Below are 21,181 nucleotides of genomic sequence, written 5' to 3'. Positions count from 1 at the left end.
TAAAGGAGAGTAGAAATGGGGAACAAAAATGGGCAAGAATTTCAAAGGAACATGCAAGCACGTCATTTAGTCATGCTATCACTTGGTGGGGTGATTGGAACTGGCTTATTCTTAAGCTCGGGCTACACTATTCAACAAGCTGGCCCGTTTGGAACAATACTATCCTATCTGATTGGTGCGCTAGTGGTTTATCTAGTTATGCTATGTTTAGGAGAGCTTTCCGTACATATGCCTGAAACGGGCTCATTTCACAGTTATGCAGTTAAATACATTGGACCGGGTACAGGGTATACAGTAGCCTGGTTGTATTGGTTAACTTGGACTGTTGCTTTAGGTTCTGAATTTACAGCCGCAGGATTACTTATGAAGCGATGGTTTCCATCGATTAATGTTTGGATATGGAGTGCTATTTTTGCCATTTTGATCTTTGTATTAAATGTCATGACTGTTAAATTTTTCGCCGAATCCGAATTTTGGTTTTCATCGATAAAGGTTATAGCTATTGTGATTTTTATTGTTTTAGGAGCAGCGGCAATGCTAGGGTTTCTTCCGATGAGTAATTCAAAAGTAGCACCATTATTTTCTAATTTTACAAGTGGAGGTTTATTTCCTCATGGTGCTACGGGCATTATAATGACCATGCTTGCGGTTAATTTTGCTTTTTCGGGAACAGAATTAATAGGCATTGCAGCTGGAGAAACCGCGAACCCGGAAAAAATGATACCGAAGGCCATTCGAACTACTCTGTGGAGATTGATCATCTTTTTTGTAGGAACGATTTTTGTTTTATCTGCGTTATTGCCTATTTCCGATGCTGGTGTATTAGAGAGCCCTTTTGTTGCAGTTCTAGAACGAATTGGGGTGCCATATTCAGCTGACATAATGAATTTCGTTATCTTAACAGCTATTTTATCTGCGGCAAATTCAGGCCTTTATGCCTCTTCTAGAATGCTTTGGTCGCTTGCTAATAAGAATACGATATCTCCGATTTTTGGAAAAATGACGAAGCAAGGTGTTCCAATCAACGCCGTCATTTTCAGCATGGTGGGTGGAGCTTTGGCTTTGCTCTCAAGTATTGTGGCACCAGATACTGTCTATATCGTACTTGTTTCCATTTCCGGTCTAGCAGTAGTTGTAGTTTGGATGAGTATTAGTGCTTCCCAGTTCCTATTTCGCAGACAATTTTTGAAAGAAGGAAATTCTGAAAAGGACTTGATTTATCGCACACCACTGTATCCATTAGTACCAATTGCTTCTTTTATCCTTTGTCTGGCATCGTGTATTGGAATTGCATTCGATCCAACACAGAGAATTGCCTTATATTGCGGCATACCGTTTATTTTGTTTTGCTATGGAAGTTATTATCTAACAAAAAATTTAAAAAAGAGGGGCGTAGATTATGTCGAACAAAGTCAATCCAATTGATGCTATTTTATCCCAACATTCCATTATGCTTCTTGACGGAGCATTAGCTACAGAATTGGAGGCGCATGGATGTAATTTGGACGATCCCCTTTGGTCGGCACGTGTGTTACTAGAAAATCCGGAACTTATTTATCAGGTTCATTCGGACTATTTTCGTGCTGGTGCGGACTGTGCCATAACAGCAAGCTATCAAGCTACTATTAGTGGTTTTTCCGCGCGTGGAATACAAGAACAGGAAGCTTTGGAATTAATTAAGAAAACGGTGTTACTTGCAAGAAGGGCAAGAGATGATTTTTGGAAGGAAAATAAGCAAACGAATAGGCCTAAACCATTGGTTGTTGCATCGGTTGGGCCGTACGGGGCTTACCTTGCAGATGGTTCAGAGTATGTAGGCAACTATGGTGTGACAGATAAAACATTAGCAGACTTTCACCGTTCGAGAATGTCAGCGTTAATTGAAGCAGGTGCAGATCTATTGGCATTTGAAACGATCCCTTCCTTGCAAGAAGCAAGAGTATTAGATACATTATTACGTGAGTATCCAGAAACATATGCGTGGCTTTCCTTTTCGTTAAAAAATGAGAAAGAGATTAGTGAAGGTATGAAACTCGTAGAGTGTGCACGAGTTTTTGAGAAAAGTGAACAAATTGTAGCGATAGGCATCAATTGTGCGCCAGTAACCGTTGTGACTGGTGCAATACAAGAGTTGAGGGCAAACACCAAAAAACCGATTATTGTTTATCCAAACTCTGGTGAAACTTATAATCCAGAAACAAAAACATGGCATGGTCATGAACAATGTAAAGTGTTGGATATTCAATCTGAAGAATGGTACCAAGCAGGTGCACGTTTAATAGGTGGATGCTGCAGAACGACACCTTATCACATTGAGGAGATATCGAACAAGTGGCGTTCTTCCGAGTATTGAACCAATTGAAGGTGAAGGGGACTATTTATTCGTAATTAAAGTTAACGAAGAGGTTAATTTAGTTATTCAAAAAATAGTTCATATTGCTGAAAGTTATTCAACTAACGCATGCGTTAGTTTTACAACATTTAGAGGGTAATCATTTGATTATCCTCTATTTTATTAAAAAGGACTAATTGACTGTTAAAAAGAATAATAAAAAGAAGGTACTTGAAAAGTTTTAAATTTGATGTGAGGTGGAGATTCGTGAAAGTACACGATTGTCCTAATTGTAATACAAATAGTAGAGAATGTATTTTTGTCATCCAAAATGCTCCGAACTTTTCGGAAGAGATATTAAAGTGCAGTATTTGTTCCTGGATCGGCAAGTGGTCTGACATGACAGTGCGGGAGGTCAAATTACCGGAGATTCCAGGTGGGATAGTGATCCCTGGCGTTGAACCTATTACTGATTATTATGTACTTCATTCAGATCAAATTAGAATTACTTATACAGGAGGGTGTTGCCCTCATTGTGGTGGAACTGATCCTTTATGTTGGTGCATGACGTAATAAACGATTAGAGCCCCAAACTTGGTAAGTATTATTAACTTTATAACACATAGATAATAAATATCTTTTTGAACTAACGTATGCGTTTGTTGTATAACGAATATGCTGATTTGCAGACTTTTTTATTTTACTAACGGATTTTTATCTACAAAAAACCAACGTAATTTTTGAATTGATCTTATAGTTCTTAACGAGGTGATTTTTATTAAATCATGATCATTAGGAGGAAGACAGAGTGTCAAATGAAATTAAGAGTTACATTGACTATCAAATGGTAAAAATTCCAGGGGGAAATATAGAATTAAGAGACGATAGAATAAAAAGTAAATGGAAAACTGAAATAAGACCATTTCTTCTTGCCCAGTATCCTGTAACTATGGGTTTATACAATACTATAACAAATACATCACTTAATACTTTTGTCAGAGATCTAAAACCAGTTGTGAATATTTCTTGGAATGATGCAATTTCTTTTTGTAATCTACTTTCACAGAAAGCAGGACTGAAAGAGTGTTATTCAATAAGTAATGATGGTGAAAACATATTTTGTGATTGGGAATCAGATGGCTATAGACTTCCTACAGAAGCAGAGTGGCAATATGCGTGTAAAGCAGGGACGACGGGTTATAGATACGGTGAACTTGATAAAATTGCCTGGTATAATGAAAATTCTGGAGATAAAATACATGAAGTAGGAAGAAAGGAAGCGAATGCATGGGGTCTGTATGATATGTTAGGAAATGTTTGGGAGTGGTGTTGGGATTTATATGATGAACAGGTCTATGGGTCATATCGAATTTTTCGAGGTGGTAGCTGGGCAGAGGTAGCAAGAGGTTGTGGCGCTTCATGTCGTCGTCGTAGCCATCCGTCATTTTGCATAGACGACCTTGGATTCCGTCTTGCACGGTCTTTTTAATTTCCTGAAAGGATGGGTACAGTTATTAGTCAATGCTTAAACGTTCTTATGCAACTGATATGAACGAAACTGTCAAACCACCAAACCAAAAAGGTTTTAATTTAGGGATTTTTCATTTTTTAGACAGACTTAAATTAAGACTACCAACCTAGAATTTAAAAATTAGATTTTCTAATTCTGTGAATGTCAACTCTATAATAGTAGATTTTTTTTGTATTATGTCTTAAAAGCTTGGCACGAAGGCAAATAAATTAACGGAAATGTGAGTTCTTGTTCAACTAATGCAATGCGATACTTCAATAGAAGGTCGCTTTTTAATTGGACTAAAAAGCAAATTATTGAAAGAAATGAATCGAGAATCTTTTGAACTACTTTAGTTTGATTTGTTACAATTACTGGAGGAACAGTAGGAAGAGGTAATATTAATGATAAAATTTATGTATATGTTTTGCTTGATTGTATGGGGACTTAATTTTATTGCTGTAAAAATTCAAGGAACTCCAATAAGCTTGGAATTATCCTTAACTTTTCGACTAGTTATGACAGCCTTTTTATTTTTAGTTCTTGTTTTGTTCATTCGCCCAAAGGGGAGACCAACAAGAAAGGATCTCCCCTTTGTAATGGCATTTGGTATATGTAACTTTGCATTAAGCTATCTGTGTCTTTATTACGCTACAATTTTGAGTTCTGCAGCAATCGTAACACTGGTATTTTCTTTAAAAGTGATTTTAACTCCGATTGCTCTCCGGATTTTTTTAAAAGAAAAATTACATTCGCGAGTTCTAATTGGAGGTATTCTTGGTGTAGTGGGAGTGTGTATTCTAATTTATCCTTCACTGGAAAATTTTCAAGGGTTCCATGACATAAAAGGAATTATTTTCGCTTTCCTAGGTACTCTCCTAACAGCGATTGGTGACGCCTGCTCGGCAAGAAATGCAAATCGCAAGGTTGATCCCATTTATGCAAATGCAATTGGATTTACAGTGGGCAGTTTATTGATGGGAGCAATAATATTGTTTCAAGGGAAAGAAATTATTATTTCAACTTCTTTTACGTACTTATCTGCGTTGCTATATTTAACGCTGGTTGCTTCTTTTGCTGCATGGTTATTCTATTTGAAGCTAGTAGAAAAAATTGGAGGAGCTCAAAGTGGCTATATGGTTGCCCTTTTCCCCGCAATTGGTGGAGTGGCCTCTGTTTTAATCGGTGAGTCTGATCCATCAGTGTATTTGATTGCTGGTTGCTTTTTTTGCTGTATTGGCGCCGCGATTGCATTAGGTTTTGGAACGAGAAATCAGAATATGAAATTGCCTATACAGGGTTAACTAAGGCTTTTCTTGTGTAACTAATGTATTGCTTTAGTTATATAACGGTGGAAAAGACTTCCAACAAGAAAGGCGAATAACTAATACAATACATAATAATTTTTATATAATAAAGTACAGTTGCATTTTTCTTTTTTACCAATATCATCTATTTTTTAGGGAAACTCTTTATCCTGCGAGTTTCTCTTTTTTGTCAGTCTAAACATAACAATGTTAATAGATAAAAAGAGCCTGTATCGAAAATTACTTGGTATTTGAAGATACAGGCTTTTAATTTCAACGATTAATTGTTATATATATTAGTTGATTACAAGAAGTAGAGCTTGATCTCATTTTAAAAAAGAGAATTCATAAGAAATGTAGTCAATGCCTGCAATTTAGTAGTCAGTGAATCTAGGTCTACTCAATTATCATGTTAAGAAAGATTATGCTACATTTGTTTGCTTACCGGAATCAAGTGATTTAATATAAGCTTGCGCTTTTTGTTTATCGAATTGACCTTCTGATTTAGAAATAACAACTGCCGCAAGCGAGTTACCTACGACGTTAACTGCTGTTCTCGCCATATCTAAAAGACGGTCAATACCTGCGATAAACGCTAATCCTTCTACCGGAATTCCAACTGTACCGAGCGTTGCCAACAATACAACAAACGACACTCCCGGAACCCCTGCAATTCCTTTAGATGTTACTATCAATACAAGTACTAATGAGATTTGGTCGCTAATCGATAAATCAATACCATACATTTGTGCAATAAAAATGGCCGCTAATGCTTGATATAACGTAGAACCATCTAAGTTGAAAGAATATCCTGTTGGGATAACGAACGATGTGATTCCTTTAGGGCATCCAAATTTCTCCATTTTATTCATAATACGAGGTAAAACAGTCTCAGAACTTGCCGTTGAATAAGCAAGGATCAGTTCATCTTTTAATAACTTAATAAAATGAATAATGTTAATGCCTGCCCATCTTGCAACAAGTCCTAAAACAACTAGCACAAAGAAAATCATCGTTGAATAAACAAGAATCGTTAACTTACTTAATGGGATCAGTGATTGGACACCGAATTTTGATACCGTTACACCAATTAATGCAAATACACCAAATGGAGCAAACTTCATGATTAGATTTGTCACATAGAACATTGCTTCAGCTGTACCCTCGAAAAACTTTAAGACTGGTTTTCCTTTTTCACCTATCGCTGCCACACCTAGTCCGAATAAAACAGAAAAGAAAATAATGGCTAACATGTTTCCTTCTGTCATTGCTGAAATGATATTTGGCGGAACGATATTGACGAAAGTTTCAGCAAAACCGTGGCTTTTCGTCGTTTCGGTTGTTTGTATATAGCTTCCGATATCTGTTTTCTGTAATGATGACATATCAACGCCGCTACCGGGTTGAAAGATATTTGCCGCTAGCAATCCAACAAGAATGGCAATAGTTGTGATGATTTCAAAATATAAAATTGTTTTACCACCGAGTTTACCAAGCTTTTTCATATTCCCAACACCGGCAACACCGACAATTAAGCTTGAGACAACAATAGGAATAACAATCATTTTGATTAAACGAATAAAAATATCTCCAATCGGCTTTAGGAATCCTTCAATATTTGGATTTCCATAAAAGGCAGCTCCAACTGCGATACCTAAAATGAGACCAATTACAATCTGCCAAGCTAACCCAAGTTTTAGTTTTTTCATCCCATACACCCCTTCAAGGTTATTAAGAATATGAATGTAAGCGATTCCACTCGAAATCATACCGAATCATACAAAAACCTACAAATAAAAAATAAAAAATAAATAATTTTCTCACAACTATTTCAATTTTCCAAAGGTTTGAGTAAAATGTTTAATGTTTGGAGGTGTCGAACTGAAGGAACGAATTTTAGCAGTTGTATTTTTGATGATAACCGTTCCGCTCGCTGGAGAGTTTAAATTCTATCCGTTCAATGATGCTTTCCGTGTCAGCCTGGGGACACCGGCATTTTTCTTATTTTTGTTATTGGGAAGGGGCATTCACCCGAATATTGCAGGAATTTTGACTGGGACAAGTGTGTTTGTATTTCGGTTTTTTTTGGCGGTTCTAATCAGTGACATACCGGTTGATGAGGCATTTTACAGTCATTTTCCGGTACTCTTTTATTACGTGGTGTTCGCTTTCATCTTTCATTTTACTAAGATGAATGAGCAGCATAACAAGCCATTTATGATAGGATTACTAGGAATGGTCATAGAAATTGGTGCAAGTTTAGTTGAAATGGTGATTCGATACTCTATAGCGGATAAAATGATTGCATTTCACTCAATCGAACAGATTATCTTTATCGCGTTTATTCGAAGTTTTTTCGTACTTGGCTTTTTTAACATTTTTAAACTGAGAGAATCAAAATTGGCAGTGGAAGAGCAGCGTAGACAAAACGAGCAAATGCTGTTGTTCATTTCGAATTTGTATGAGGAATCGGTACAGCTTAAGAAAACAATGCAAAATGCGGAAGAAATCACCCGCATAAGTTATGATTTTTATCGTAGGTTGAAATCGGAAGTTTCTCATGTCCATTTTTCCCAAACCGCACTGCAAATTGCAAGTCTCGTGCATGAAGTAAAAAAAGATAATCAGCGAATTTATGCTGGACTATCACAGTTGATTTCTACTGAAAAGCTAGAGGACTACATGGGCATTGAGTTACTGAGTAACATTATCCTTGTTTCCAATAGACGGTATGCAGAGTTATTGAATAAACACATTTCGTTTTCTATGCACGTCGAAGGGGAACATCCGCCATATCATGTATATAGGGTATTATCTTTGATAAATAACTTAATCGCAAATGCGGTGGAAGCCATTGAGCAAGAGGGACATGTATCGTTGTATGTCATTCGAAGAGACTGGATTGTAGAATTTCATGTCTGTGATAATGGACCAGGCATTGCACCGAAGTTGAAAGAAGTCATTTTTAAAGAGGGGTTTACATCTAAGTATGATGCTTCCGGCAATCCTTCTACAGGAATTGGACTTTCATATGTGAAACTAACCGTGGACAAGCTTGGCGGACATATTAAGCTAAAAGAAAGTCATAAAGAAACAGTATTTGTTATCGAGCTTCCAATTAATGCGATGATACAGAAAGGATAAATCAAATGAATTATTTTATAATAGACGATGATCCAGCTATTAGAGCGATGCTGATAGACTTGATTGAGGATGAGGATTTAGGCAAAGTGATGGGTGAAGCAGAAGACGGATCATTGGTAGACAATGACTTGCTTGCGCTCAAAAAAGTAGACGTAGTACTTATTGATTTACTGATGCCAAAGAGGGATGGAATTGAAACAATTCGTGTTCTTTCTTCTGAATTCAAGGGGAAATTCGTGATGATTTCGCAAGTAGAGGCAAAGGAGCTCATAGGGGAAGTATATAGTTTAGGAGCAGAATACTACATCACTAAGCCGTTAAACCGCATTGAAATCTCAGGAGTGTTAAAAAAGGTTAACGAACGGGTGATTCTGGAAAAATCAATTCGAGGCATACAAGAATCGTTAACTTTATTAAAAGGTCATCAGTCGCCACCATTCGGCTCTTCTCATACAAAAAACATAATCGAAGCCGGCCGTTCATTGATTTCGGATTTAGGGATTATCGGAGAAAGCGGTAGTGAAGACTTGATGAATATTTTAGAATTCCTGCAGGACCAAAAACAAAAGTTTGGATCCTTCTACATCTTTCCGTCTCTAAAAGACATATTTTATGGATATGCAAAAAAAACGCTTGGAGAACAGGCTACCGAGGCGGAAATACAAAAAGAATCGAAAGCCTCCGAACAACGGGTTCGCAGAGCTATTTACCATGTGCTCATCCATATTGCCTCATTAGGATTAACAGATTACACGAATCCAAAATTCGAAGCGTATTCATCCACATTTTTCGATTTCTCGGAAGTCCGAAAGAAAATGTTAGAGCTTGAAGGTAAAAGTGAAAAAAGCACTAATCAAAGCCGAATCAACATGAAAAAATTCATTCAATCGCTCTATTTAGAATCAAAGCAGTTGGTGGATTAGCCAATAAATTTGTTTCTTCAAATTGCAGGGAGTGTAAAAGTGTTGTAGTCAGGTTGTAACAAGGGTACGGATAATAAGCCAATGCTGTCTTTGTTTATTTAATTTTAGAAAAGGATCTGAATATAGTCTTTCTACACATTTTCTGAATATTTTATTTTGTTGAAAAATGCATTGTATAGTTACAAATCGTATGATAAGATAAAAATCGCGTTTAATTCAAACAATTAAATTTTTATGGTTTTAGTTGTCCGAATTTTCTATTTTTTACAAACAACTATGAAAGTACTAAATAATTAAAATTGGAAAAGTAGCACAAGAATTTAGAGGAGGTTTTTATGAATTTATTTCGAAAAAAATCAGTATCGAGTGGATTATCTAACAGTTCACTTAATAAAGTTTTAGGTGCATTTGACTTAACAATGCTAGGAATAGGTGCAATTATTGGTACTGGGATTTTCGTTCTAACTGGTGTAGCAGCAGCAGATTATGCTGGTCCAGCACTTATACTTTCATTTATAATTGCAGGTTTAGCCTGTACATTTGCTGCATTATGTTACTCTGAATTTGCATCAATGATTCCTGAGGCAGGTAGCGCATATACGTATAGTTATGTCGCATTCGGTGAAATTGTGGCATGGATTTTAGGTTGGGATATGGTACTTGAATATGGACTGGCTTCATCAGCTGTAGCTAGTGGATGGTCTGGTTACTTCCAAAGTTTATTATCAGGTTTTGGAATTCATTTCCCAACAGCATTAACAAGTGCATTTGATCCTTCTAAAGGAACTTTTATAGATTTACCAGCAGTTCTTATCGTATTATTAGTTACATTCGTTCTTACTAGAGGTGTAAAAGAATCTGCAAAACTAAACACTGTAATGGTAATTGTTAAATTAGCAGTAGTAATTCTTTTCATCGCTATAGGTGTTTGGTATGTTGAGCCAGGAAACTGGACACCGTTTATGCCAATGGGATTCTCTGGTGTAACAGCTGGAGCTGCAGTTGTTGTTTTTGCTTACTTTGGTTTTGATGCAGTATCTACTGCTGCTGAGGAAGTAAAAAATCCTCAACGTAACTTACCAATCGGTATTATTTCTGCATTAACAATTTGTACAATCTTATATATCGTTGTTTCCTTAATTCTTACGGGTATCGTGCCGTTCGATCAACTTGGTGTTAAAGATCCTGTTGCTTTTGCTTTATCATTTATCCACCAAGATTGGGCAGCTGGTTTCATTTCACTAGGTGCAATAATTGGTATTACTACAGTTTTAATCGTAATGATGTTTGGACAAACACGTTTATTCTACTCAATCAGTAGAGATGGTTTACTTCCGAAAAAATTATCAAAAGTTAATGGTAAAACTCAAGTACCGGTTGTAAGTACATGGGTAACTGGTGGATTAGTTGCTGCATTTGCTGGTTTAATTCCATTAAATAAACTAGCTGAATTAACAAATATTGGAACATTATTTGCCTTCTCAGCTGTATCACTTGGTATTTTAGTCTTAAGAAAAACTCATCCAAACTTAAAACGTGGATTTAAAACTCCTTGGGTTCCTGTTGTTCCAGTATTAGCAATTTTATTCTGTGGATATTTAATGTTCCAACTTTCAGCATTTACTTGGAAGGGATTCGTAGTTTGGTTAGTAATAGGTTTAGTAATTTACGCTACTTACGGTTATAAAAACAGTAAATTAAATCAGAGTGACAGTATAGAAGCACCACAAATAAAGCTGCATAAATAAAAATTGGGCTATCCCTTAAGTTAGGAGAACTGACTTTTGGGAAGCCCTTTTAAATACAAAAAATCACCTATTACTAAGTGGATTGCACATACTTCCTATGCAAGTTCTTTCCGTCATAACAAAATAAAACTGTTTTCCCTTCAAATTAGTTCCAAAATGTATTGGTCGTCTCCATAGCTGATTAATATAAGCTAATCATAGACATTTTTGTTTTTGGAACATGTATATATCTTCTTGTATGAGCAGTACTTTCGCCACCGAACTATGAATATAAACAAATTACAGATGTAACCGATGAAGTTGTTAACAATTTTTTTCAATTTGACTCCGTTCAATAATTTTTAGAAGAATTGGTATCTGCATGTGTGTCTTCGAATCGTCTTTTTTAGCTGAGTTATCAATAACTAATTACTATATGCACCATACCTCATATTAACCAATTACTTTTCAATTGCACATAAATTGCACAGACTTATTAGAAACTATTGAAATAAAGGAATAAACAATGAATAAAATTTCACACCCGCTTGATTTACTAGACTCAATGGAACTAAAATATACATAAATACTGAATTATAATGCTACGCTGTAATTGACAGGGTAGGGGTCGCTGGTTCAAGTCCAGTTGGGATCATACCTAAACCTCTTGTATATCAAGAGGTTTTTTGTATTATAACAGAATTTAATTATTGGTGAAACAGTTTTATGGGGCAGGATTGGGGCAGAAAAACTTTATTGATTTAAAAATTAGTATATTTTCTTATTTAACTAAATAAAAAATGGATTCTTTTATTTGTATTTCATTCATAAAATATATGAGGACTTTATTTTATAAATTTACAACTTTATCTGTAATCTAGCTCTTATACTACTTTATAAAAAACAATTTAAGTAAAGGTTTTTATTTTTTGAGGGAGTGAAGAAATATGAATGAAGATCTTCAAAAATTATTCAACAATTTAATTCAAATTGAAAATGTTTCATCATCACTTTATTTAGCAATGTCTGCATATTTTGGAAAATTGAATTTAACAGGAATGGCAAGTTGGATGAGATTACAATCAGAAGAAGAACGTACACATATGCTTAAATTAGTTGATTTCGTTGTTGATAAAGATGGCACTGTGGATTTAATGACGATTCCCACTCAATCAAATAATTTTGGAACTCCATTGGAAGCTTTTCAAAAAGCACTTGAACATGAACAATATGTTACGAATTCTTATCGACAAGCGTATAATTATGTAAATCAAGTCGATCCACAAGCAACTGTTATTATACAAGATTTTTTAAGGGAACAAATTGATGAAGAAGCGCAAACACTTACAATAGTTAATCGCTTAAAATTGGCTGATAGTAATCCTTCAGCATTATTACTTATTGATCAAGAACTAGGACAAAGGAAACCTGCTGTTGCACCTCCTGCTGCACCAGCTGTTGGTGGATGAATATAATATGACTAAATATTTTGGAGCCTTTATAGGCTCTTTTTATTTTTCTGGCTTCATATAAGTTTGAATATACAATTGAGAGTATCAGGTAGTACTTTATTTAAATATATTTGGGAAAACTTATTAGACCTTTTATTTTTGATGAAATTTTCATCGTATTTTCATAAAACTGCTATATATTTTAGAAAGCGATTAAGGAGAATTAAAATTAGAGTTCACATTAACCTCAAAATTAATTTAAAATTTGAATTTATATTCTAAGTAATAATGTAAAAGGAGATTTTAGATTGGAAAAAAATAATTTGGGAATGAAGGAAAAACAAACTTTTTTAAAGACCTATATTCCAAATCCAAATGAAAGAAAAAGAATAATGTTAACACTTTTGATTGGTGGTGCATTATTTTTATTAGGTATTCTATATATTACAATGCATTATCTTCAATGGCAAACTACAAATATGCATGCCTATAAGGATTTATTTAAGGAAGTTGGATCAATTGCACGAATCGGGTTCTTTATTGTATTATCTATTTTTCCTGTGTTTTATTTAATAAAACTAAAATATATTAAGGACATTGCATTCGGACAAATTAAATTAAAAACTATATTACAATTTATTGGAAAAATCGTAAGATCATGGCATGTACCAATCGCATTAATATCAACAGGTATTGTTATACTACATGGATATTTGGCAATATTAAAAGGATTTGAATTAAATTTTACATATTTTTCTGGTTTAATCTCTATAATTATTTTATTTATAGTAATGTTTATGGGATTAAAACGATATAAAAAGAAAGATAATAAATGGCATTTAAAAATGGCTATGTGTTTTCTAATTTTATTTATGCTACACGCTACGTTTGCATAGTCATATGATGTGTGAGTAATCAATCACAGGTAGTATATTAATTTCTATACAAAGTAGTGCAATTCTTAAATGAGTTGCACTATTTTTTTTGATTATACATGTCATATTCAATTAAAGATTGTTATGAATGGAGATTAGAAGTTGTTACGAGTACATTTCCTTAACATAGAGCATAGGATAATTTAATAAGCTGAGGAAGGATGGAGAAAAAATGTACTATGTTCCAAATATGTATCCGTATCAATATCATTATCCTTATTATCATAATGTACCAATAAATAATTATGATAGACAGTCTTTTTACTGGACTTATCCAGTTGGAGTTGAATATGCTAACAAACTTGGTTTTGCTCGCACTTCTAATAGTGATGTCAGGATTTTGTTAAAAGATTATGGATCAGAACCGTTTGTTGTTAATATCAATGAAGCTTCTAAGCAAAACAATACGTACCGTACCGCTTTATGGACAGGAACTCATTTGCAAGTTACATTAATGAGTCTCAATGTTGGTGAAGATATCGGTTTGGAAATACATCCTAACGTTGACCAATTCTTGCGTGTTGAACAAGGTCAGGGGATTGTTCAAATGGGCAATAGTAAAGATAAATTAAATTTTAAAAGAAATATCTATGATGATTCTGCAATAATGATACCCGCTGGAACATGGCACAATGTAGTCAATACAGGTAATATTCCACTAAAACTTTACTCAATATATGCTCCTCCAAACCATCCATTTGGTACAGTTCATGTAACAAAAGCAGATGCAGCAACTGAAAGAGATAGTTACGGTCATGGCAATGGAAAGACAGTTATTTCTGGCAGGACTCCAGACGAATGGATAAAGTACACGGAATTTTTAGTAAATAAAGGGTTAGAGGATGTTAAAAGAGGAATAAATGCTACACACATTCTGCAGGAATTTATTCTAATGGGAGTACTTGTAGGGAAAGGATATTCTCCCGAAAAAGCATTTGAAACAGTAGAAGAATGGGAACGTACAGGAGAATCCAAACTTCTCCAGCAAAGTAAAAAAATGTAGAATTAGAGTAAATGCATATAGTTAAAAGAAAGAATTATTTCATAATTTTAAGGGTTTTGTCAGAGTGGCTGAACCCCTTTTATATTTACATTATATAAAATGTAAAATCTACAGGTAGAATATAGTCACTTTACAAGAGTTCATTCAATTACATAAATGATTTTTAGACTATTGTTTATAATACATTCCTTTCAAGGATAAATATTATCCCTGTATAGAATACTACAATTTAATTAATTGATTTAAAGGGGATAACTGCTAATGCCGCAACATTATGAGATTATTATGAGGACAATGCTAGCATTTTTGATCTTGTTTATTGGTGCCAAACTTTTAGGAAAACAAATTATTGCTGAAATGAATACCTTTGATTTTATAGGTGCTATTTCTATTGGAGGTATTATTGCCAATTTAGCATTTAATTTAAATATAAAAATCCATCATTCAGTCATCGCTTTTATAATTTTAGTATCAATCATTATAATTGTTAGCTATATTTCCATGAAAAGTCGAATTGGAAGAAATTTATTTGCTGGAAATCCAACAGTAATTGTTGAAAATGGAAAGATTTTGGAAGCCAATATGAGAAAAATGCGTTATTCTCTGGACTATTTAAATCAACAATTAAGAGAAAAAAGTATTTTTAACATAGAAGAAGTTCTTTATGTTGTTGTTGAAACAAATGGTAGAGTATCTGTTTTACAAAAACCCCAATATCGTAATGTAACAAAACAAGATTTAAATATACCGACTACATCAGAAAGTAATCTCCCTATCGAGCTGATTATGGATGGAGAAATTATGACAGAAAACCTAAGACAAAACAATCAGACGGAGTTTGAGTTACAACGCGAACTAAAAAAACGTAACCTCCATACAAAGGATGTTGCTTATGCTGTGCTAGCAGCAAATGGAAATATCTACATTGATACGTATAAAGATCACATTACTTCTCCAATGGACCAAGAATGAGCTTTAAAATTTTTTGAAAAAAACTAGAACAATCTCTAATAAAAAGATGATTTAGATTTTAAGGTTTTTAGCATAAACAGGATATAAAAATTCAGGAAATTCTCACGGCCACTTGCAATAGCTGGGAAATTGTCAACAAATTTAATCATACCGAAAACAGCAGAGAAGGGAACATATGAGGGATATGTTACATTTACGAATACGGCAGACCCAACTGAAACTTACCAAATTCCGTTCGGTGGGCGAGTTGTTGAAGAAGGAATTGCTGCATTTAATTTATTTAATCCTTTAATGTCTGATAAAGTTGTTTGGCCCGACACAGCTTTACCAACTATTAATGCGAATTTTACATTAAAATCACATATGAGATCTATTGATTTAGTGCTACAAGATCCAACTACAGGTGAGGACATTGGTTTATTAGGTACATTGGACCCGACATTAATGAATGAAAATCAACAATATTTGATTTTAAAGGCATTTAGTGGTGTTTACTTTCCATTTACTGGGGACCAAAATAATCCAGTTAGTAAAGAAGCAGCACTAGTACCAAAAGGTCATTATAAATTGCGATTAATTGGTACGAATGATAAAGGTAAAACATTTTCAGCGGCACAAGATATATTATTCGAATCTGGTGCACCAAATGTTACAACTAGTTTTGATTCAGTAGACCAAAAAGTAATTGAATATACAGATAGTCAACTAGATTCAAAGGGTGAAATGATTTATGATTTTAATATTAATGTAAATGATCCTGAAATTGAAGAAGCCAAGCGGTATGGTATAAATGTGGATCAATCACAAAATGGTATTGTAACCTTCTATAACTCGTCATTTCCATCACCTGCCATGCAAACTGATGAAAATGGTGATTATACTGATCAAATTTTAGTGAAAAATAGTATTCCATTCTTAACGGTAAGTTACTATGCATTTGATGCAGCTAGAAACGCTAGTCAAATTGACTCTGTAGCATTTACAAAAAACACAACACCATACTATTACTTGAAGGTAAATAAAAAACAAGTAACAAACGGAGAGGCGGTTAATTACACTGTCCGTTCTAATAATATTAAGAAACTAAAAACATCTAAATTTGTAATAAACATGGGGAATAGTTCAGCTGCGATTGAAAATGTCACAGTAAATGATGCTGTAAAACAATATGGTGATGCAAAGGTAAAATTAGAAACTTCACCCCGAACTACAACCTCAACCAATTACACGATGACATTTACTTATTTAGGTGATAAAGAATTACCTGAAGACTTACAATTATTCAATTTTGATATTAAAACACTTGATGGTTATCAAATAAGATACCCTTTGGGTGGAAATATCAATGCAACAACAATTGACCAGTCTAATGTCGAAACAAAAAATGTTTACAATTATTTTGAAGTACCAACTCTTAAGATGAAGACATCTTCACTTAATGGCTCTATCCGATTAGAAGGTACGCTCAATCCTGCTACAAACCAAACGAATTATAAAATTGATCAAACAACTATTGGTGCCAAAATTACATTAACTTCGTATGAAGGAAAATCAATTAATGTTCCTTTAACATCGCCAAATGGTGGAATTGGAGTGGATGGTTTTAAAGCTGACAGTAAACCTTATACATTAACATTTGATGCACCTGGCCATTTTACGAAAAATGTTCAACTAGTTATCTCTGATCAAGTTCAGGTGAAACTGTAGGTAGAACGGTCCGTTATTTAACACCAATATTGACTGCTGGAGACGCGAATAAAGATAATGTAATCGATGTGTTAGACGCGCTTAAAGTTCAGACGTTCTGGGGTACAAATAAAGCATCAGCAGATTTTAACTTCGATAAGGTAGTTGATGCAAAAGATATGAATTATGTTGTGAAAAACTTTGGATTGCGAAACAGTTCAGTTCCAAATGCACCAAAAGCAAAGACATCATATAAAGGGGCGACACTGGAAAGTATTTTGACGAAGTTAGGATTAAAATAGTATGCGTATATAAAGCAGGAAAAGTAATTTGGAGAATATTATTATCCCCTTATAGTAGACATATGAAAAAGCCTATCTGATAAAATGGATAGGCAGTCTACTATTGGGGGATTTTATTTCATATCTCGTCATGCAATCGGCTGTAATCCTGTTCGTTACACTCACCTCAAAATAAACTTCTACTTTCAATTGCACACAAATTGCACAGACTAACTAGAAACAATAGAAATAGTGGAATAACAATGAATAAAATTTCATCGACCGCTTGATTTACTGGACTCTATTGACCTAAAATATTTAGAAATACTGAATTATAATGATACTCTGTAATTGACAGGGTGGGGGTCGCTGGTTCAAGTCCAGTTGGGATCATACTAATTAGCAGGCTCAAACCTAAATGTATCAAGGGTTTGGGCTTTTTTTTATTTTAAGATAGTGCCATTTTTTTTATGAATTTTATTCATTTCATATAGACTGCACAGAAACTACACGACTAATTTAATCCAAATCTCTCATCAAATTGATCAGCTGTATACTTCTGCATTTCCTCATTTAAATGTGAGTAAATACCAAGTGTTGTTTCAAATCTTGAATGGCTCAATCTCTTGCTAACAATTTTCGGATTCTCGCCCATTCTCATTAAAATTATTGCATGAGTGTGGCACAAATTATGAAAAGGAATATCAGGCAAATTCGCTTTTTGAATGCGCTGTTTAAACGAACGCCAACAATTTCAGCTTTTAATCCTTTTTGGAGTTTGGCTCGTTCATCCTAGTTTCTCTAAAGCCTTGAGAGTTCAATGTTTAAGGAAAAATCTTCTTAGTGAAAGTCAAATCGGTCGCCTCGAAGATTCAATCTGCTTATCAAGCGTTCAAACGATTTCGTCATATTGTCTATAAACTCTTTAAGTGCTTGGATAAGCATGTTCACTACTTATTCAGTCTTCGCTGTCTCCTATATATAAATGGGGTTGATTTTTGTCATTAATCTATCAAGATACTCCATTTTAAACTCATAAAAATGTTAATTCTTCGTTCCATCCTTCTTTTTTAGTACATTCTCTAATTAACTCAATTTCTAGTTCAATTTCATATTTGTGGCGAAGTAACCGATTGAATAGATAAGGATTTTCTTGCATGTATTCTCTGCTCTCAATTAACTACGAAAAACTCTCTTACTTACTTTTATTAATATATCGTACGAGTCCTTCTTCCTGTTGGTTGTATGTAATATTTTTTGATATTAGGTGGTCTTGTAGGAACAGAAGTACCAAGATATGCCTAACAATCATTATGTTAATTAAATTATTTAAATTAAGTATAGTTCTATTGCTGATTTTTCTAATCTAAAAGAACCACTTTGTCCTATTTTAATAAAATAATGTGAGCAAACATTTTTTTTGGAGAGGTGTAAAATTTGTCACAACCACGAAAGATTCGTAGTCTAAAATCATCGCAGCCGAAATGTCAAAAATGTAATAGTGATCCTTGTAAATGTAAATGTCATCGCTGTAATTGCGATCCTTGTAAATGTAAATGTCATCACTGTAATTGTGATCCGTGTAAGTGTAAATGTCATCGCTGTAATTGTGATCCGTGTAAGTGTAAATGTCATCGCTGTAATTGTGATCCATGTAAGTGTAAATGTCATCGATGCAATTGTGATCCATGTAATTGTAAATGTCATCGATGCAATTGTGACCCATGTAAGTGTAAATGTCATCGATGCAATTGTGACCCATGTAATTGTAAATGTCATCGATGTGATTGTAATCCATGTGAATGTCATTGCTGTTGTCCATGTCCAATAGGGGCGACAGGAGCAACGGGCCCACAAGGTGAAAGAGGTAAAAGAGGAAAAGAAGGTGAACAAGGAGAACGAGGAAGAAGAGGTCCAGCAGGAGCACAAGGTGCTATGGGACCACAAGGATTAGCAGGCCCAATCGGCCCAACTGGTCCAACAGGTGTAGGAACAACAGGTCCAACAGGTCCATCAGGAGGACCACCAGGGCCAGCCGGAGCAACAGGAGCGACAGGAACAGCCGGAGCAACAGGAGCAACAGGCTCAGCGGGAGCAACAGGTCCAGCAGGAGCAACAGGTCCAGCGGGAGCAACAGGCCTAGCGGGAGCAACAGGCCCAGCGGGAGCAACAGGCTCAGCGGGAGCAACAGGTCCAGCAGGAGCAACAGGGGCAACAGGAACAGCCGGAGCAACAGGATCAGCTGGAGCAACAGGAGCAACAGGAGCAGGAGTAACCGGAGCAACCGGTCCAGCAGGAGCTGGAGGATTAATTCCATTTTCAACGGGTATCATTCTCAGTGGTGCTACAGTAGTATCAGCTGCTCCAATCTTAATGGGTTTTGGTAATCACACAGTTGAAGTTATTGATGGATCTGGACAATCAACTTCGCCGCCTGAAGCAGGAGGTTTTGCTTTCCCAATTCCATTTGCGGGAACTGTTCAAAATTTACAAATAAGTGCAGATTTATTGGTTGCTTCTGTGGTTTCAATTAATACTCTAGGTCTTCAATATGATTTTGAAGTATTCCGCGCACCGTCAGTTCCTAATAATGGGATTGATCATATTTCTTCATCTTATGTGACAACTCCGCTGACTAGCTCGGTTAGATTTGGATTTCCTAATAATATTATAACTGCCGGTACTTTCCGTACAGCAACCAATATAAATATCGGAGGATCATTACTTGTCGCAGCGGGTGATCGTATTGGTATTCGTGTAAGGACGCTTGCATCGACTGATCCCTCAGCAGCTGATATTACCCAACTCTCATTTAGCGCCAGCCTATCTTATACTCCTTTATAATAAGCTTCAAGCATTTAAATCCGCTATTTGTTACACGTGTAGATGATTGATTCAGGAAAATGAGCCGACACACCTGAAAATATTTCTAATTTTGGAATAAACCTGTCATTTATATGACAGGTTTATTTTTATGATCAAGAAGACTATGGAATCTATAGATGTTTCATAGCAATCCTAGTGGAGTAATCTATAAAATTCAAAATGAAGTAATCGCAAAAATATGGTGAAGTTACTGGGGCGGGATTAGAAGTTTTATAGAATGTAAAATGATTTGTAACAAAGTGGATGATAAGATTCATAAAAGAATGATAATTCACATACTTAGTAAAAATTAAAAACTAAGTTGGTAGTAATAGAATAAGTCTGCCTAAAAACAGAAAAAAATAAAATCAAAACCATTTGGGCATGGTGAGTTGACAGTTTCGTTCATATCAGTTGAATAAGAACAAAAGATTTGCAATTGGAACTTAGTATCTGCTTATTGCCTCAAAAAGATCACTTATACTATTAGATTTTTAAAGTTTTAACTTAAGTATAAATAGTAGATTAATTCAACTTTATAGTTATATTGCTTATTTTTCTAAGTTATAAGAAACACTTTGTCCTATATTAATATAATGTGAACATACATTATATAGTAGAGGTGTAGAATTTGTCACAACAACGAAAGATACCTAGTATTATACCGTCTCAACCGATATGTCAACGATGTTATTGTAATCCGTGTAAATGTAAATGTAAATGTCACGAATGCAATAATGATCTATTTAAATGTAAATGTCACGAATGCAATAATGATTTATGTAAATGTAAATGTAAATGTAAATGTAAATATAAATGTCATCGATGTGATTGTACTCCGTGTGAATGTACTTGCTGTTTTCCATGTCCAATAGGAGCAACAGGTCCACAAGGAGAAAGAGGAAAAAGAGGAAAAGAAGGTGAACAAGGAGAAAGGGGAAGAAGAGGCCCAGCAGGCCCGACAGGAACCGGAATTACTGGACCTACTGGACCGGCGGGAGGCCCGGGAGCAACAGGTCCAGCGGGAACAACAGGAGCAGACGGA

17 protein-coding genes and 2 pseudogenes are annotated in these 21,181 nt (G+C 34.9%); 16 read left to right on the top strand and 3 right to left on the bottom strand.

Annotated elements, in window-relative coordinates; translation table 11 throughout:
- The first annotated feature begins 15 nt into the window (after positions 1 to 15).
- From mmuP to EP747_RS12010, 5 genes are all read left to right on the top strand, one after another.
- Complete coding sequence (gene mmuP, locus EP747_RS12035) at positions 16 to 1,425, top strand: S-methylmethionine permease (protein WP_129690260.1); 1,410 nt, start codon at positions 16 to 18, stop codon at positions 1,423 to 1,425.
- Positions 1,400 to 2,353 (top strand): homocysteine S-methyltransferase, encoded by a 954-nt coding sequence (gene mmuM / locus EP747_RS12030; RefSeq protein ID WP_129690258.1) that lies wholly within the window; start codon positions 1,400 to 1,402, stop codon positions 2,351 to 2,353. The genes mmuP and mmuM overlap by 26 nt, the downstream gene beginning before the upstream one ends.
- 246 nt (positions 2,354 to 2,599) lie before the next feature.
- Positions 2,600 to 2,905 carry a hypothetical protein gene (locus EP747_RS12020; protein WP_129690254.1) on the top strand — a complete coding sequence of 102 codons (306 nt, stop codon included), beginning with the start codon at positions 2,600 to 2,602 and terminating at the stop codon, positions 2,903 to 2,905.
- 271 nt (positions 2,906 to 3,176) lie between these two features.
- A complete protein-coding gene (locus EP747_RS12015) occupies positions 3,177 to 3,821 on the top strand; it encodes a formylglycine-generating enzyme family protein (RefSeq protein WP_205753829.1) in 645 nt (214 codons plus the stop codon).
- 425 nt (positions 3,822 to 4,246) lie between these two features.
- Positions 4,247 to 5,146, top strand: a complete 900-nt coding sequence (locus EP747_RS12010; RefSeq protein ID WP_129690250.1) for a DMT family transporter — start codon at positions 4,247 to 4,249, stop codon at positions 5,144 to 5,146.
- Between the two features lie 425 nt (positions 5,147 to 5,571).
- Here EP747_RS12010 and gltP read toward each other — a convergent pair whose 3' ends face one another.
- A complete protein-coding gene (gltP, locus tag EP747_RS12005) occupies positions 5,572 to 6,858 on the bottom strand; it encodes a glutamate/aspartate:proton symporter GltP (RefSeq protein ID WP_129690248.1) in 1,287 nt (428 codons plus the stop codon).
- 154 nt (positions 6,859 to 7,012) lie between these two features.
- Between gltP and EP747_RS12000 the strand changes: the two genes are divergently transcribed.
- The 9 genes from EP747_RS12000 (at position 7,013) to EP747_RS11960 (ending at position 17,292) form a co-directional block, all read left to right on the top strand.
- Positions 7,013 to 8,293: a sensor histidine kinase gene (locus EP747_RS12000; RefSeq protein ID WP_235832864.1), complete on the top strand. Its 1,281-nt coding sequence runs from the start codon at positions 7,013 to 7,015 to the stop codon at positions 8,291 to 8,293.
- A gap of 5 nt (positions 8,294 to 8,298) precedes the next feature.
- A complete protein-coding gene (locus tag EP747_RS11995; RefSeq protein WP_098862702.1) occupies positions 8,299 to 9,216 on the top strand; it encodes a response regulator in 918 nt (305 codons plus the stop codon).
- A 335-nt stretch (positions 9,217 to 9,551) separates the two neighbouring features.
- Positions 9,552 to 10,964, top strand: a complete 1,413-nt coding sequence (locus EP747_RS11990; RefSeq protein WP_098862703.1) for an amino acid permease — start codon at positions 9,552 to 9,554, stop codon at positions 10,962 to 10,964.
- 926 nt (positions 10,965 to 11,890) lie between these two features.
- Complete coding sequence (locus tag EP747_RS11985; protein WP_129690245.1) at positions 11,891 to 12,412, top strand: ferritin; 522 nt, start codon at positions 11,891 to 11,893, stop codon at positions 12,410 to 12,412.
- A 290-nt stretch (positions 12,413 to 12,702) separates the two neighbouring features.
- Positions 12,703 to 13,290, top strand: a complete 588-nt coding sequence (locus EP747_RS11980) for a hypothetical protein (protein WP_235832863.1) — start codon at positions 12,703 to 12,705, stop codon at positions 13,288 to 13,290.
- A gap of 211 nt (positions 13,291 to 13,501) precedes the next feature.
- Complete coding sequence (locus EP747_RS11975; RefSeq protein WP_129690243.1) at positions 13,502 to 14,332, top strand: cupin domain-containing protein; 831 nt, start codon at positions 13,502 to 13,504, stop codon at positions 14,330 to 14,332.
- Positions 14,333 to 14,593: 261 nt separating this feature from the next.
- On the top strand, positions 14,594 to 15,304 hold the full coding sequence (locus EP747_RS11970; protein ID WP_129690241.1) for a DUF421 domain-containing protein: 711 nt from the start codon (positions 14,594 to 14,596) through the stop codon (positions 15,302 to 15,304).
- 129 nt (positions 15,305 to 15,433) lie between these two features.
- Positions 15,434 to 17,011 carry a hypothetical protein gene (locus EP747_RS11965; RefSeq protein WP_129690239.1) on the top strand — a complete coding sequence of 526 codons (1,578 nt, stop codon included), beginning with the start codon at positions 15,434 to 15,436 and terminating at the stop codon, positions 17,009 to 17,011.
- A gap of 29 nt (positions 17,012 to 17,040) precedes the next feature.
- The gene (locus EP747_RS11960; protein WP_129690237.1) at positions 17,041 to 17,292 is read left to right on the top strand and encodes a dockerin type I domain-containing protein; all 252 of its coding nucleotides are present in this window, start codon (positions 17,041 to 17,043) and stop codon (positions 17,290 to 17,292) included.
- A 493-nt stretch (positions 17,293 to 17,785) separates the two neighbouring features.
- On the opposite strand, the pseudogene EP747_RS25365 reads toward EP747_RS11960, so the two are convergent.
- Positions 17,786 to 18,007 (bottom strand): annotated as a pseudogene (locus EP747_RS25365) (tyrosine-type recombinase/integrase); the annotation flags it as partial.
- Between the two features lie 765 nt (positions 18,008 to 18,772).
- Between EP747_RS25365 and EP747_RS24515 the strand changes: the two are divergent.
- On the top strand, positions 18,773 to 19,102 hold the full coding sequence (locus tag EP747_RS24515; protein WP_205753831.1) for a hypothetical protein: 330 nt from the start codon (positions 18,773 to 18,775) through the stop codon (positions 19,100 to 19,102).
- 104 nt (positions 19,103 to 19,206) lie between these two features.
- Positions 19,207 to 20,115 carry a hypothetical protein gene (locus EP747_RS25095; protein WP_213083852.1) on the top strand — a complete coding sequence of 303 codons (909 nt, stop codon included), beginning with the start codon at positions 19,207 to 19,209 and terminating at the stop codon, positions 20,113 to 20,115.
- 840 nt (positions 20,116 to 20,955) lie between these two features.
- Here the strand turns inward: EP747_RS25095 and EP747_RS24585 are convergent.
- Positions 20,956 to 21,181, bottom strand: a pseudogene (locus EP747_RS24585) (hypothetical protein); the annotation flags it as partial.

The organism is Gottfriedia acidiceleris (genome assembly GCF_004138285.1).
GTDB lineage: Bacteria > Bacillota > Bacilli > Bacillales > Bacillaceae_G > Gottfriedia > Gottfriedia acidiceleris_A.
Note: the sequence above shows the minus strand (reverse complement) of the source record. Positions and strands in the feature narration are given on the sequence as shown.